Raw genomic sequence first — 14,664 nt, forward strand, 5'->3', positions numbered from 1 at the left:
CAAAGAGAAGAGGGAAAACATGAAGATTGTATTAGCATCCCAATCACCAAGAAGAAAAGAGTTATTGGCTCATATCGTTTCAGAATTCGAGATTGAACCTGCTGATATCGATGAAACGCCATTTCCAGACGAACAGCCCGTCGATTATGTTCGTAGAATGGCTGAAGAAAAAGCACGAACTGTCTGGGAACAAGATGAAAAAGAAGACCATTTAGTGATTGCCAGTGACACGACTGTTGTTCTCAATCAAGAGATCATGGGTAAACCAGAAGATCTGGCTGAGGCTGAATTCATGCTGAAAAAACTAAGCGGGGAAACACATACTGTATATACAGCTGTTGTTTTAAAAACAAAGGAACGAGAAGAACGGATACTAGCAGAAGCACATGTCACTTTTTATCCTTTGACAGACGAAGAGATCAAACGCTACTTGGAGACGGGGGATTATGCGGATAAGGCAGGGGCATACGGCATCCAAAATGCTGCGAGTGTATTCGTCAAAGAAATTTCTGGAGATTATTACAGTATCGTAGGATTTCCGATTGGTGCTGTCAATCAGGCACTGAAAACATTCATTTAAACAAAAAAGCGGACTATCTGATTTTCGATTGAAAATCCATGATAGCCCGTTTTTTTTATTGAAAAGATTACTTATCTACTCTGACTAAGATTTTACTTCAGCTTTACCGACTGCTTCGCCCGGGCGAACAAGTCCTGATTGGTCAAGAGAAAGTCCTGCAACTTTTTCATTATTGGTCAAAGCAACAATAATGTCAGTTTTCTTGCCAGCTTGTTCTATTTCTGGCAAATCCATTTCAGCAATCAGGGTCTCTGGTGTGACAAGGTATCCTTCTTTCACGAATACATTGAAAGGAACACCCTTTAGTTCAACAGTATCTAATCCCATGTGAACAAGTACTTCCAGCCCCTCATTAGAAAGAATACCAATGGCATGTTTTGTTTCAAAGACACTCGTCACTTTACCGTTTACTGGTGCATAGACTTTGCCGTTTGACGGTTCGACAGCATAACCGTCACCCATCATTTTTTGTGAGAAAACTGGGTCATTTACTTCAGTTATTTCCTTGATGGTCCCTGCAGCGACTGCGAATAATGTTTCTTTTGTTGCAACTGCCGTACCAGTTGCTGAAACAGGTTCGAAAGACTGTGACGTTGCTGTTGCGCCATTTGCTGTTTGAAGTTGTACATCAGCAGCATTTTCAGGAACAGCAGGATCAATCTTATTCAAAATTCCCTGACGTCTAAAGATGATCGTCAAGCCAAATGGAATGATGACAGCAATGATCATTGCGATGATGAAAGGTACCCATGTTTCTGCTTGGATAGCTAGTATTCCTGGCAAACCGCCTACTCCGATCGCGTTAGCTCGAACACCCATCAAGTTAGCAAACATGCCAGCTAATCCAGAGCCGACCATTGCAGCGACGAAAGGATAGACGTATTTCAAATTGATTCCGAACATAGCAGGTTCAGTTACGCCTAAGTAACAAGAAATCATTGCTGGAATCGAGATTTGTTCTTCTTTTTTATTCCCACGATGTAAGAAGATGATGGCTAAGACTGCAGAGCCTTGGGCGATATTTGATAAAGCAATCATCGGCCATAAATTCGTTGATCCGAAATCTGCAATCAGCTGCATATCGATGGCATTGGTCATATGGTGGAGACCAGTAATCACTAAAGGAGCATACAGGAATCCGAATACGGCACTAAACAACCAGCTGATAGAAGACGTCAATCCAGTATTTACGATATTTGAGATCCAGCTTCCGACTGTCCAGCCGATAGGACCTAAAATAACGTGTGCAGCTAAAACAGTTGGTAACAATGAAAACAATGGAACAAAAATCATCGAGATCGACTGAGGGATATATTTGCGGAAGAAGATTTCTAGATACGCTAACATAAACCCTGCCAGCATGGCTGGAATAACTTGCGCTTGATAACCAATCATCTGGACTTGAGCAAAACCAAAATCCCAAAATGGAATATCTGCTGCGGCTGTGGAAGCTACACTATAAGCATTTAATAATTGCGGAGAAACTAACGTAATTCCTAAAACGATTCCTAATATTTGTGTAGTACCCATCTTTTTTGCAATACTCCAAGTGATACCTACTGGAAGAAAATGGAAAATTGCTTCACCCGGTAACCACAAAAAGGCATTGACACCATTCCAAAACTTCGAGTGTTCAACGATTGTTCCACCAAGACTTTCAAACTGGATACCTTCAAGTACATTTCTGAATCCAAGGATCAATCCACCGACAATGATTGCAGGAATCAGTGGTGTAAAGATTTCTGCTAAAACGGCAATAGCACGTTGAACGGGATGAAGGTTTTGTTTTGCAGCTGCTTTTCCTTGTTCTTTGGAAACCCCTTCAACTCCAGATACTGCAACGAAGTCGTTATAAAAAGTAGAAACATCGTTTCCTATGATGACTTGGAACTGTCCTGCATTCGTGAACATCCCTTTTACGCTAGGTATATCTTCGATCGCTTTTTCGTCCGCTTTTCCTGGATCATTCAGGACAAAACGCATACGAGTCGCACAATGACTAACTGCAGCAATATTTTCTTTTCCGCCGATATCATGTAACAGCTTCTCGGCATCTGCTTGATATTTTGCCATATCAATAAACCCCTTTCTCTTAACTTGTCTATGCAAGTTGTTTCTTCATTTACTATACTTTTTTTTGGAGAGAATTGCAAGCGTTTTATTAAAAAGTACGAGAGAAAATGATATCGTTTTAAAAAGCTTAAAATAAGCTTTTCTTAAAAATAGGAACATTGAAATACAAAAAGAGCTGTAGTATAGTGAAGAAATGATGGAAGAACGAGTGAGGGAAAAAACATGAATAAGTTCAATGAAATTTTTTTAGATTTGGAACAGAAAATTTTAGCGAAAGAATATCCTCCGCATTCGCTTTTACCCAGTGAGAACCAATTGATCAAAATTTATGGTGTTTCACGAGAAACAATTAGAAAAGCGCTGAATCTTTTGACTACGGAAGGTTATATTCAAAAAAAACAAGGAAAAGGTTCGATCGTACTGGATCGGAATCGCTTCGACTTTCCTATTTCTGGATTGACTAGCTATAAAGAGCTACAGGAGACCCAACGTATTCCAAGTGAAACGATCATCCATACGTTAGAAGAAACAGAAGTGACAAAAGCATTGAACGAGATCACTGGCTGGGAGATCGGTGCGCCTGTTTGGCATTTGATACGCGAAAGAAAAATCAATGGCGAAGTAGTTATATTAGACACCGATTATCTATTAAAGGAAATCGTTCCTATTTTAACTCCAGCACAAGCACAAGGATCGATCTATGAATATTTTGAAAATGAGCTTTCTTTGACGATTGCTTACGCGCAAAAGGAGATCACAGTAGAAGAAGTAACGGAAATCATGAAAACAGCGATGGATCTTCACGATGACACTTATGCAGTAGTAGTCAGAAGCCTCGTTCATCTGGAAGATACCCGCTGTTTCGAGTATTCTGAGTCGGTTCACCGATTAGATAAATTCCGTTTCGTTGAGTTTGCCCGACGCCGAAAAGTGTAAATAGTTCAAAAGAAAGCAAATTGTTGGCATCTGTCCACTTTGGCGCTATGATAGGATCACAAAGGGGGCATTTTTAATGGATAAACCAATAAGACCAGAAAAAGAAGAACTGAAAGAAAAGTTATCACCCATGGCTTATGCAGTCACACAAGAAAATGCAACAGAACGACCATTTAGCGGGAAATATGATGATTTTTACGAAAAGGGGATCTATGTAGATATCGTCAGCGGTGAACCGTTATTCAGCTCTGCAGAAAAATATGATGCAGGTTGTGGCTGGCCATCATTCAGCAAACCAATAACGAAAAGACAAGTGCGCGAAAAAGCCGATTTTTCTCATGGCATGCATCGAATAGAAGTTCGAAGCAAAGAAGCAGATTCTCATCTCGGACATGTGTTTACCGATGGACCAGTAGATCAAGGTGGTCTACGTTACTGCATCAATTCTGCCTCACTGAAATTCATTCCATATGAAAAGATGGATGAATTAGGTTATGGGGAATTCAAATCACTTGTAGAATAATGGAAATACACAAAGAGCGGTACAATACGGGGATTTACTCGATCGTCCGCTCTTTTTTTATTCAAGCGATTGCTATTTGAAAGAAACGCTCCCCAGACTCCTTTTTTCACAAGGTGAAATGTGCTACAATAAAGGGAACGTATGTGTGCAAAAGAAAGAGGACTAGAATATGTATGAATATCTGACAGGTGTGGTTACCTTTATCAACCCCTATTACATAGTAGTAGAAACCAATGGTATCGGCTACCAGATCGCACTAGGAAATCCTTACCGCTACAGTAGCAAACTAAATCAAAAAATAAAAATTTATGTCCATCAGGTAATACGTGAAGATGCGCATCTTCTGTATGGATTTGATTCGCTAGAAGAAAAGCAACTGTTTTTGCGATTAGTAAGTGTTTCAGGAATCGGTCCGAAAAGTGCCCTTGCAATCATGGCAAGCGAAGACCACTCCGGTTTGATTCAAGCAGTAGAATCCAGTGATGTCACTTATTTGACGAAATTTCCAGGAGTAGGGAAAAAGACAGCACAACAAATGATCTTGGATCTAAAAGGAAAATTCGGTGAGCTGAGTATCGATACACCTTTTAGTCTATTTGATGAAGCAAACACAAAAGACGCTACAGCTCTATCTGAAGCAATGGAAGCTCTCTCGGCTCTTGGTTACAGTGATCGAGAAATCAAACGTGTAGAAAAACAATTAAAAGAAGTAGATAATCAGACAACGGATGAGTATCTACGCCAAGCACTCAAGCTAATGATGAAAAAATAAGGAGGAGACCAAATGACAGATGAATACTTGTTATCACCAGAATCTGGCGAAAATGAACTGAGTTTGGAAAAATCTCTTCGACCACAGCTGCTTTCTCAATATATCGGACAGAGAAAAGTCAAACAAGAACTTCAGATTTACATCGAAGCTGCCAGAAATCGGGAAGAACCTTTAGATCATGTTCTGTTGTACGGGCCTCCTGGATTAGGAAAAACGACGATGGCCATGGTCATTGCTAATGAGATGACCGTAAATATTCGTACGACGAGTGGCCCTGCTATCGAACGTCCGGGTGACTTAGTAGCAATCTTGAATGAACTGGAAGCAGGGGATGTCCTGTTTATCGATGAGATCCATCGATTACCTAGAGTGGTAGAAGAGATGCTTTATTCAGCTATGGAAGATTTCTATGTAGATATCATGGTAGGACAAGGGCCAACCGCACATCCGGTTCATTTCCCTCTTCCTCCCTTTACTTTGATTGGCGCGACGACACGGGCAGGTATGCTTTCTGCACCTTTACGAGATCGATTTGGCATCATTTCTCATATGGAATATTATGACGAACAGGATCTGCAGGAGATCGTTTTACGTTCTTCGGATATTTTTCAAACAGAGATCATTGAAGAAGGGGCATTGGAAATTGCTCGCCGATCACGAGGAACGCCTAGAATCGCTAATCGCTTGCTCAAACGGGTTCGTGATTTTGCGCAAGTCCAAGGAGACGGGAAAATCGATCGTCCTATAGCGGATCAGGCACTTACTTTGCTACAGGTCGATCAGGCTGGATTGGATTATGTTGACCAGAAATTGTTGCGAACAATGATCGAGTTATATGGCGGCGGACCAGTAGGGTTAAGTACGCTTTCAGTAAACATAGGAGAAGAGCGTGAGACGGTAGAAGATATGTATGAACCGTATCTGATCCAAAAAGGATTTTTAAAGCGTACACCTAGAGGGCGAATTGCTACTGCTTATGCCTATGAACATTTTGGTTACGACTATCATATATGATTTTTGCTTTTAGATTGGAGGAAAATGAATGAGTGATACAACACGTACGAAACAATTGATCAAAAACGTATTGATTGATTTGTGCCAAACGCAATCTTTTCGAAAAATCAGCGTCCAAAAAATCGCAAATGAAGCAAAAATCAATCGACAAACATTTTATTATCATTTTACAGATAAATACGATTTGCTTCGTTGGGTCTATTGTGAGGATGCATTGCATTATTTAGATCCACAATGTCTTTCACTTGATAATTGGGAAGAGCAAGCATTGAAAATGCTGAAAGCAATTGCTGAGAAGAAAGAATTTTATGCAAATACTGTGCTTTCTGACCCAGAAATTTTACAAAAAGAGTTTTCTCAACTGATCCAAAAATCATTTATCAAGATTTTTGAACAAATGGATGAAGAAAGACAACTTTCTGCAAGAGACAAACTATTTTATGCTCGTTTTTTTTCTTACGGTTGCAGTGGTGTATTAGTCAATTGGATCACGAATGAATATGAAGAAACACCGATGGAAATCGCTATGCAGCTTTTCCGTTTAGCCAAGGATACGGAATTATATTCTTATCGTCTTTATGCAAAAGAAGAGTTGGAAGAACAGTAATAGAAAAATTTTTTGTTGGAAAAGCAATAATCGCTAAAAGGAGATGGGGAAATGACAAAAATTTTATTTGTTTGTTTGGGAAATATTTGCCGTTCACCGATGGCAGAAGGCTTGCTGAGAAAACGAATAGCAATAGAAGGAAGGGAAGCAGAATTTTTTGTGGATTCTGCTGCTACAAGCACGTATGAAGTTGGAAAGACACCGCACCCTGGAACGAAAAAAATATTAAACCAAGAAAAAGTAGATATGACGAATATGGTTGCTCGGCAAATCACACCCCACGATTTTGAAACTTTTGATTGGATCATTGGCATGGATCAAGAAAATGTAGAAGAACTGAAACGAAGAGCACCACGCTCAGCGCAGGGGAAAATCCATTTGTTTTTAAGTAGCATTCCTGGAAAAGAAAAAGAAAATGTTCCCGACCCATACTATACCAATAACTTTGATGAGACATATCACTTGATCACAGAAGGCCTGAATCATTGGTGGAATATTTGGATTGACGAAAATAAAATAACAAACAATTTGTAAAGTTGACGCTTTCTTTTTAAGGCGATGTTAGAGCATTTCCTTGTTTTTTTGTAAAATGTTAGGTAAAATAAAATTAATTAAGTAACACTTTCTTAGCTAAAGGAGGAGTGCATTCGATGAACGAAGAGACAGTATCGCCAATGAAGAAGCTTACGAAGTTAGTTACTCATACTTCGTATCAACTTTTTGATTCTTTTGTAAATGACACTGAAGAACATGCTAAGAATGTACGATTGCAAGGAAAGTTTATTCTTGAGCTGCAAAAAGCTGCTACTGAACATAGTCTAGTTATCTTACAAGTAAGAGCGAATCGTTTGAGTAGCAAGTATGAAACGATCTCAGGCTGGGTGGCGACAAAAACGGTCGAAAAAGACCGAGTGATGATCCGCCTACAAAACGAAGAGCAGCAGATCCGGATGGTTCCTGTAGAACAAATTGAAAAAATAACAATCCTTTCACCAGCAGGGGAACAGGAACGATTATCAAAATAATTTATACCAGATAGAAAAGCACGTATGAGCTTGTACCATCAATCATTACTAATCAAAAATAACCGAATGCTTTAAGCTGATATCAGTAAAACGGAACGTTTTAGGATGAGTATCACAGCATGACAGCATTGGGTTGATTAGTTGAATCGATTGGATGGTACAAGTTTTTTTGATAAAAAAAGGTCCTGCTAGCCGGGGAGCTAGCAGGATAAGGAGTTAAAAATGAAAAAGTGTTGTTAGGGTTGTTTGTTGGTATGCTTATATAATAGTCACTAGTTGTGAATATTTTGTGACGAAAGTTTTCGAAAGTTGTTAAGTTTTTTTGCGAAAACTATTTTTATATCATATATATGTCTAAAATCTATATTATAAAAGAAATGTTGTTTGATCAGCTTCTCTTCGGTATTAGTTCAAAACAAAACGGCAAAGTATATGGAGCTACTTTGCCGTTTTGTTTCTCTAATACTCAGGTCAGTTTATAGACGCTCAATAAACGGTGTTCAAAAGTCAGTTTCTCGGTATTAAGTCAAATTTATGCAAAAATGTGAGAAGCCATTTTCACAAAATATTTCTTAATACTCGAAACTAAGCGGCTTTTTCACGACCTCTCAATAAACGGTGTTCAAAAGCCAGTTTCTCGGTATTAAGTCAAATTTATGCAAAAATGTGAGAAGCCATTTTCACAAAATATTTCTTAATACTTGAAACTAAGCGGCTTTTTCACGACCTCTCAATAAACGGTGTTCAAAAGTCAGTTTCTCGGTATTAAGTCAAATTTATGCAAAAATGTGAGAAGCCATTTTCAAAAAATATTTCTTAATACTCGAAACTGAGCGGCTTTTTCACGACCTCTCAATAAACAGTGTTCAAGAGACAGCCTATCGGCAATAAGGCTGAACGTCTCTTTCACAACCTCTTTTATCAATCTGCTACTTCTTCTTTCTTAGCGAAACTCCAAATCAGTCCGATAACAAAACCGATAACTGCTGGTACGATCCACCCCATCCCCAATTTGAAAAACGGCAAGTAGCTTTCCGCAACATATAAAAGATTTTGAACAATAGGTGTTTGTTTGATAGTTTCTGGGCAAGCGTTCAACCCATCAAAAATCGAAGCAATCAATGTAAAATAAGTAGTCATTCGATAAACAGCCGTACGCTGCTTAAACAAAGGACCAACTAACACTAGTAAAATCAGTGTCATTGCTAATGGATAGATGAACATCAAAACAGGCAACGAAAATTGAATGATATTCGTCAAGCCTACGTTTGCCGCTAAACAAGGAAGGATACTAGCAAGTGCAACAAAGAATGCGTAATTTCTTTGCGGAAACAAATCTGTGAATGTTTCTGCAAAAGCTGTAATCAAACCAATACCGGTCTTCAAGCAAGCTAATATAACGATAAATGCTAATAAGATACTGCCATAAGTACCTAAATAATGATCAGCAATCTGAGCCAGCGTGATCCCGCCATTTTCACTTAGAGCAAAGCTACCTAAGCTCATAGCACCTAAATAAGCGAGCAAAGTATAAATGATTCCCATCAATATAATGCTGATCGCACCAGATTTGATCGTGTCTTTAGCGATTTCAGCAGGTTTTGTTACACCCATGTTTTGGATTGTTGTGACAATGATGATCCCAAATGCTAAAGCAGCAAGCGCATCTAATGTGTTATATCCTTGAGTAAACCCTGTGAAAAAAGCGTGCTCTTGATAATTTGGCTGAATAGGCGCTTGATTTACAGAACCTAGTGGATTCAAAAAAGCAAGGAGAAGCAAAGCACCTAATAAAACCAAAAATGCAGGATTCAGGAACTTTCCAACATAATCTAATATCTTTGTCGGTTTTCTTGAAAACCACCAAGCCAGCACAAAAAATACAATACTGAAAATTGCTAGATATAGCGTCTGTCTGCTAGGATCGATAAATGGTGCTAAACCAATCTCGAAAGATGTGGTTGCAAGGCGAGGTAAAGCAAAAAACGGTCCGATAACTAAGTAAAGCAAGATGGTAAAAACCATCGCATATGTTTGATTTATCCGTTTTGCTAATTCATATACACCTGAGCTTTTCGATACACCAATGGCAATCACCCCTAAGAAGGGAAGACCGATACCGGTAACCAAGAAACCTAGATTCGCCCAAAAGGTAGCAGCGCCTGCTTCTTGACCCAAATGAACGGGAAAGATAAGATTTCCAGCACCAAAAAATAGACCGAAAAGCATGGAGCCTATAAAAAGATAGTCTTTAAATGATAATTTTTTTGTCATACATAACTCCTTTACGGTTTTTTTAAAAGTAACAAAATTTCGAAAAATATGCAACAATTTTCAGAAAATTTCCTATATAAAACGATGGTTATTTAATAACGTAAGTGATAAAATAAAAGCGCTGAATCATCTGAGGAGGAATCATCGTGACAAAGTCGAGATTAGAAGCATTTACTGATGGAGTGGTAGCCATTGTTTTGAGAGTTCTTGTATTAGAGATCAAGATCCCTAATACATCTAGCTTTCATTCTTTATGGGTCATCCGAAATACATTATTAGCTTATACCATCAGCTTTATATTTGTTGCGGTGATCTGGGTGAACCATCATCGTATATTTCAGATGGCAGAACGAATTAATTACCGAGTGGTCTGGTCGAATATCTTTTTGCTCTTTTGGCTGACTTTATGTCCTTCTGTTACTAGTTGGGTCGGGCGTAACCCTGAAGCTTTTTGGCCTGAGATGGCTTATGTCTTAGTATACACGATGTGGAGTTTTTCTTTTGGTATCTTGATGAGGCAAATCATGAAAGCAAATAAACCAGATTCCCATGTCGTGAGAGTTTTGTCAAAGGACCGTCGAAGTCTTATCTCCATGATGATTAACTTATGCTTGATTGCCGGTGTCTTTTTTGTACCGTTGATCGGGTTATTCGGACGTTTTTTTGTATCTGGTATTTGGATTTTTTCCTATAAAAAAGCAGATGCCTATTATCAGCGGTTGTTTCCGGGGAAATAGAAAAGAGGCTGGGACAGAAGCTTTTAACTCCAAGAAATAAGCCGAAATTTCACAAAAATTTAAGAAGCAATTTTCGTAAATTCCTTCTTATTTCTCGAAGCTGACCACTTCTGTCACAACTACTTTCTTACTTCTTACGTTCATATTTCATATGATAGATTAGTAATAGAAGCAAGAACCACACAGGTGTTAGTAATAAAGCGATTCTCGTATCTTTTCCTAGGAACAAGACGACACACACAAAGGCCATGTAAAGAAATACCAGATAATTACTAAATGGGTACAACGGCATTTTAAATGAATGAGCTTTTTTGCCGAGGATACTTTTACGATATTTCATGTGCGTGTAGACAAGCATACTCCAGATAAACAAGAAACAAGTAGTGGCAATACTGCTTACTAGTGTGAATACTTCACTAGGCATCACGTAATTCAAGATAACAGAAATGAAAATGACGATAGTAGAAAATGTCAAAGCATTCCCTGGCACATGATGTGTTGTTAACTTTTTGAATTTTTTAGGGGCACTGCCTTCTTGCGCTAAAGAACGAAGCATACGTCCTGTACTATATATTGCACTGTTGCAGGCAGAAGCTGCTGCACTTAATACGACTAAATTGATCAAGGAAGCAGCAATCGTGATCCCAATTTCCGAAAATACTTCTACAAATGGACTGTTATCTGGATTCAAGCTGTTCCATGGATAGATTGCCATAATGACAAAAAGAGATCCTAAGTAAAATAAGATGATCCTGATAGGAATATTATTGATAGCTTCCGGCAACACTTTTTCAGGATTTTCTGTTTCTCCAGCGACTAATCCAACTAATTCTATCCCAGCAAAAGCAAAGGTTACCATTTGGAAAGCTAAGATAAATCCTTTTGCACCAGTTGGAAAGAATCCGCCATGAGACCATAGATTCGTGATACTGGCTGTGCCAATATCTGTCGTATAGTGGGTGAGGATCATATAAGCTCCTACGAGGATAAAGGCAATGATCGCTACAACTTTGATCAATGCAAACCAAAACTCTAACTCACCAAACAATGAGACAGCCACCATATTCAAGCAAAGAAGAAGACCTAATGCAATCAGTTCAGGAAGCCACTGAGGAACACCAGGCGCCCAGTAGCGTACATACATTCCGATGGCTGTTAAATCGGCCATTGCAATCGATACCCAGCAGAACCAATACGTCCAGCCAGTGATGAAAGCCGCTTTTTTGCCAAGATATTCTGCAACAAAATCCAGAAAAGAATGGTTATTGGTGTTTGATAACAGAAGTTCGCCTAACGCACGCATAATGAAAAAACAGATGCATCCAGTAATAAGATAGGCGAGCAATATCGAAGGGCCAGCTAGCTGGATAGACTTTCCGGAACCTAAAAACAACCCCGTTCCAATCGCTCCGCCAATAGAAATCAGTTGGACATGTCTATTTTTCAGTCCACGCTGCAGTTCTTGCTCTTCATTCATTTTTAAATCATCCTAACTAAAAAAGTTTAATTACTTCCATATTAAGAGAGTTTTCTGAAAAACACAACTAAGATTCCAAAATTTTCAGAAATTTACCTTTTATGAGTAATTCATAAAAAAGAACTGCGGTAAACACCGCAGCTCTTTGTCCCAATCAGCTATTGATCCTAAGCATTTAAAATACGTGAAAGGAATTCTTTTGTACGTTCTTCTTTCGGATGGACAAAGATATCTTCTGGTGTACCTTCTTCTGCAATCACACCTTTATCCATAAAAATGACACGGTCAGATACATCTTTTGCAAATTCCATCTCATGCGTCACGATAAGCATTGTCAAGCCAGTATGTGCTAAGTCTTTGATCGTATTAAGCACTTCGCCAACCATTTCAGGGTCTAACGCCGAAGTAGGTTCGTCGAATAGCAATACATCTGGATTCATTGATAATGCCCGAGCAATTGCGACACGCTGTTTCTGTCCACCAGATAATTGTGCTGGTTTGGCTTCGATATAACGATCCATACCAACTTTTTCCAGATTTTCGATTGCTACTTTTTTGGCAGTTTCTTTATCTCGTTTCAGGACAGTTGTTTGACCAGACATACAGTTTTCCAAGACATTCATATTGTTGAACAGGTTGAAGGATTGGAAAACCATACCTAGATTCGTTCGATATTTAGGTAAATTATATTTAGGAGCTAATACATTTTCTCCATTATAAATGATCTCGCCGCCTGTTGGTTTTTCCAGTAAATTGATACAGCGCAAGAAAGTAGATTTACCAGAACCGGAAGAACCGATGATCGTCACAACTTCACCTTTATTGACTGTTACGCTGATATCTTTCAATACTTCATTTTCACCGAAGCTTTTTCTTAGATGTTTGATTTCAATAATTTTTTCATTCATGATTCTTCCTCCTTATTCCTGCAAATTTGAATTGTCGATTTCTTCAAGCTTGGTATAAGCTGAAGGACCATCGATTTTCTTTTCTACCGCCCGCAGGATTCTGGTGATCGTAAAGGTCATGACTAAGTAGATGATCCCGACGATCGTAAATGTTTGGAAGAATTGGAAATTCGCACCGGAAGCAGAGTTTCCTTGGAAGAACAAATCAGCTACGCCGATTACACTTAAAACTGCTGTATCTTTGATATTGATAACAAACTCATTTCCTGTTGCTGGCAAGATATTCCGTAAAACTTGTGGAATAACAACTTTTCTCATCGTTTGGCCATGGGTCATACCAATGGCTTGCGCAGCTTCGAACTGCCCTTCATCTACTGCAAAAATCCCCCCACGAACGATCTCTGTCATGTAAGCTCCAGTATTGAGAGAGACAATAAACAAAGCGGCAATCGTTCGGTTCAATGAAATGCCAAAAGCGAGTGCCAGACCGTAGAAGATGACCATTGCTTGTACCATCATCGGTGTTCCGCGGAATACTTCGACATAGATAGAAAGAAGTGCATTTCCGATTTTTTGGAAGAAGCGAGTCAGTGCATTTCCTGATTCAGGTACCGAACGGAAGACACCAATCAGTAATCCAAGTGTAGTACCGACAACTGTCCCGATCAATGCGATGAACAAGGTAAGTCCAGCACCTCGTAAGAACATATTGCCGTATTGTTTCCAAATCGTAGTGAAATCAGAAATGATGCCAGGTTTTTCTTCACTATCAGTTGCAGCAGGCTGATCTTTGACTGCTTGGTCCATAATTTTGGTTCGTTCATCGTTAGAGATGCCAGAAAGAATCTGGTTTACTTTTTGGATATCCGGGTCGCCTTTACGCATACCAACAGAAATCTGAACATCTTCCGGGTTTGTCTGGAAGCCATCTGCACCGCTGAATTCAAGCATTTCCAAGTCTTTGTTCACACTAGTTGCCGTTACACCTTCCGGACGTTCGCTGACATAACCATCGATCATTCCAGAAGCTAAAGCTGTTCTCATTGCTGAGAAATTATCCATTGCTTGTTGTTTCTGCACATCTGGTATCTGATCGATCACAGTATAGTGGAATGTATTTAACTGAGCAGTGATCTTTGCTCCAGAAAGATCTGCTAAACTTTTTGCTTTTGCATATTTGCTATCTTTTTGAACTACTACTACTAATTGTGATTCGTAATAAGGATCGGTAAAATCAATTTCTTTTCGTCGTTCAGCAGTAGGGCTCATTCCGGCGATGATCGCGTCGATCTTGCCTGATTGAAGGGCAGGAGCCAGACCATCCCATTTCGTTTGGACGATGACTAATTTTTTCCCTAAACCATCTGCTACTTTTTTAGCGATTTGAACATCATAACCGCCGGCGTAACTATTTTGGCCTTGAATTGGCAAGGCATTATTCTCATCTGTTTGTTGAGACCAGTTGAAGGGTGCATACCCAGCCTCCATACCTACGCGAAACTCATCGCTCGGTGTTTTTTCATCTGCATTTGCCAGAGATCCCACACTGAATAGTGAGAAGACAAAAGCAAATAGTACGGCAACTGAAACCATATTTTTTTTCATTTTTTTCTCCCTTTCTGATTATATGATACACGAGCGGTCTAGATGAAATGCGGTAAAGCTTTATCTGAAAAAATAAAAAGCGACCGATTTATAGATATAAAAAGGCCGCTAAAATTCCATAAGGTGATAAACC

Annotated in this window: 14 protein-coding genes; 9 read left to right on the forward strand and 5 right to left on the reverse strand. The window is 39.1% G+C overall.

Annotated features, from left to right (window positions below):
- The first annotated feature begins 19 nt into the window (after positions 1 to 19).
- On the forward strand, positions 20 to 580 hold the full coding sequence (locus IGL70_RS00705) for a Maf family protein (RefSeq protein ID WP_002294256.1): 561 nt from the start codon (positions 20 to 22) through the stop codon (positions 578 to 580).
- Between the two features lie 84 nt (positions 581 to 664).
- Here the strand turns inward: IGL70_RS00705 and treP are convergent, their stop codons facing one another.
- The gene (gene treP, locus IGL70_RS00710) at positions 665 to 2,653 is read right to left on the reverse strand and encodes a PTS system trehalose-specific EIIBC component (protein WP_104873737.1); all 1,989 of its coding nucleotides are present in this window, start codon (positions 2,651 to 2,653) and stop codon (positions 665 to 667) included.
- A 222-nt stretch (positions 2,654 to 2,875) separates the two neighbouring features.
- Here treP and treR point away from each other — a divergent pair, with 222 nt between their 5' ends.
- From treR to IGL70_RS00745, 7 genes are all read left to right on the forward strand, one after another.
- The gene (gene treR, locus IGL70_RS00715; protein WP_002294254.1) at positions 2,876 to 3,589 is read left to right on the forward strand and encodes a trehalose operon repressor; all 714 of its coding nucleotides are present in this window, start codon (positions 2,876 to 2,878) and stop codon (positions 3,587 to 3,589) included.
- A gap of 76 nt (positions 3,590 to 3,665) precedes the next feature.
- Complete coding sequence (msrB, locus tag IGL70_RS00720) at positions 3,666 to 4,112, forward strand: peptide-methionine (R)-S-oxide reductase MsrB (RefSeq protein WP_002294252.1); 447 nt, start codon at positions 3,666 to 3,668, stop codon at positions 4,110 to 4,112.
- A gap of 169 nt (positions 4,113 to 4,281) precedes the next feature.
- The gene (gene ruvA / locus IGL70_RS00725; protein ID WP_002290528.1) at positions 4,282 to 4,884 is read left to right on the forward strand and encodes a Holliday junction branch migration protein RuvA; all 603 of its coding nucleotides are present in this window, start codon (positions 4,282 to 4,284) and stop codon (positions 4,882 to 4,884) included.
- Between the two features lie 12 nt (positions 4,885 to 4,896).
- On the forward strand, positions 4,897 to 5,898 hold the full coding sequence (gene ruvB, locus IGL70_RS00730) for a Holliday junction branch migration DNA helicase RuvB (RefSeq protein WP_002289812.1): 1,002 nt from the start codon (positions 4,897 to 4,899) through the stop codon (positions 5,896 to 5,898).
- 28 nt (positions 5,899 to 5,926) lie between these two features.
- Positions 5,927 to 6,505, forward strand: coding sequence for a TetR/AcrR family transcriptional regulator (locus IGL70_RS00735; RefSeq protein ID WP_002289813.1), 579 nt, complete (start codon positions 5,927 to 5,929; stop codon positions 6,503 to 6,505).
- Positions 6,506 to 6,556: 51 nt separating this feature from the next.
- Entirely contained in the window at positions 6,557 to 7,039 is a 483-nt protein-coding gene (locus tag IGL70_RS00740) for a low molecular weight protein-tyrosine-phosphatase (protein ID WP_002294249.1), read from the forward strand.
- A gap of 116 nt (positions 7,040 to 7,155) precedes the next feature.
- A complete protein-coding gene (locus IGL70_RS00745; RefSeq protein ID WP_002289815.1) occupies positions 7,156 to 7,530 on the forward strand; it encodes a hypothetical protein in 375 nt (124 codons plus the stop codon).
- A gap of 921 nt (positions 7,531 to 8,451) precedes the next feature.
- On the opposite strand, the gene brnQ is transcribed toward IGL70_RS00745, so the two are convergent.
- Entirely contained in the window at positions 8,452 to 9,804 is a 1,353-nt protein-coding gene (gene brnQ / locus IGL70_RS00750; protein ID WP_002294246.1) for a branched-chain amino acid transport system II carrier protein, read from the reverse strand.
- 146 nt (positions 9,805 to 9,950) lie between these two features.
- Here brnQ and IGL70_RS00755 point away from each other — a divergent pair, with 146 nt between their 5' ends.
- On the forward strand, positions 9,951 to 10,541 hold the full coding sequence (locus IGL70_RS00755) for a TMEM175 family protein (RefSeq protein ID WP_002297079.1): 591 nt from the start codon (positions 9,951 to 9,953) through the stop codon (positions 10,539 to 10,541).
- 127 nt (positions 10,542 to 10,668) lie between these two features.
- On the opposite strand, the gene IGL70_RS00760 is transcribed toward IGL70_RS00755, so the two are convergent.
- The 3 genes from IGL70_RS00760 to IGL70_RS00770 all read right to left on the reverse strand — a co-directional run bounded on the left by IGL70_RS00760 (position 10,669) and on the right by IGL70_RS00770 (position 14,531).
- Positions 10,669 to 12,018 carry an amino acid permease gene (locus IGL70_RS00760; protein WP_002294242.1) on the reverse strand — a complete coding sequence of 450 codons (1,350 nt, stop codon included), beginning with the start codon at positions 12,016 to 12,018 and terminating at the stop codon, positions 10,669 to 10,671.
- Positions 12,019 to 12,185: 167 nt separating this feature from the next.
- Positions 12,186 to 12,926 (reverse strand): amino acid ABC transporter ATP-binding protein, encoded by a 741-nt coding sequence (locus IGL70_RS00765; RefSeq protein ID WP_002294240.1) that lies wholly within the window; start codon positions 12,924 to 12,926, stop codon positions 12,186 to 12,188.
- A 12-nt stretch (positions 12,927 to 12,938) separates the two neighbouring features.
- Entirely contained in the window at positions 12,939 to 14,531 is a 1,593-nt protein-coding gene (locus IGL70_RS00770; protein ID WP_002297081.1) for an ABC transporter permease subunit, read from the reverse strand.
- Positions 14,532 to 14,664 lie beyond the last annotated feature (133 nt).

Source organism: Enterococcus sp. DIV0901a, from assembly GCF_051711525.1.
Taxonomy (GTDB): Bacteria; Bacillota; Bacilli; order Lactobacillales; family Enterococcaceae; genus Enterococcus_B; species Enterococcus_B faecium.

Bases quoted from the DNA above. Each gene is read 5' to 3' on its own strand.
- IGL70_RS00765 (WP_002294240.1), bottom strand. From the start codon at position 12,926: ATGAATGAAAAAATTATTGAAATCAAACATCTAAGAAAAAGCTTCGGT.
- IGL70_RS00745 (WP_002289815.1), top strand. From the start codon at position 7,156: ATGAACGAAGAGACAGTATCGCCAATGAAGAAGCTTACGAAGTTAGTT.
- IGL70_RS00770 (WP_002297081.1), bottom strand. From the start codon at position 14,531: ATGAAAAAAAATATGGTTTCAGTTGCCGTACTATTTGCTTTTGTCTTC.
- IGL70_RS00740 (WP_002294249.1), top strand. From the start codon at position 6,557: ATGACAAAAATTTTATTTGTTTGTTTGGGAAATATTTGCCGTTCACCG.
- msrB (WP_002294252.1), top strand. From the start codon at position 3,666: ATGGATAAACCAATAAGACCAGAAAAAGAAGAACTGAAAGAAAAGTTA.
- IGL70_RS00760 (WP_002294242.1), bottom strand. From the start codon at position 12,018: ATGAATGAAGAGCAAGAACTGCAGCGTGGACTGAAAAATAGACATGTC.
- ruvB (WP_002289812.1), top strand. From the start codon at position 4,897: ATGACAGATGAATACTTGTTATCACCAGAATCTGGCGAAAATGAACTG.
- IGL70_RS00705 (WP_002294256.1), top strand. From the start codon at position 20: ATGAAGATTGTATTAGCATCCCAATCACCAAGAAGAAAAGAGTTATTG.
- treR (WP_002294254.1), top strand. From the start codon at position 2,876: ATGAATAAGTTCAATGAAATTTTTTTAGATTTGGAACAGAAAATTTTA.
- treP (WP_104873737.1), bottom strand. From the start codon at position 2,653: ATGGCAAAATATCAAGCAGATGCCGAGAAGCTGTTACATGATATCGGC.
- brnQ (WP_002294246.1), bottom strand. From the start codon at position 9,804: ATGACAAAAAAATTATCATTTAAAGACTATCTTTTTATAGGCTCCATG.
- ruvA (WP_002290528.1), top strand. From the start codon at position 4,282: ATGTATGAATATCTGACAGGTGTGGTTACCTTTATCAACCCCTATTAC.
- IGL70_RS00735 (WP_002289813.1), top strand. From the start codon at position 5,927: ATGAGTGATACAACACGTACGAAACAATTGATCAAAAACGTATTGATT.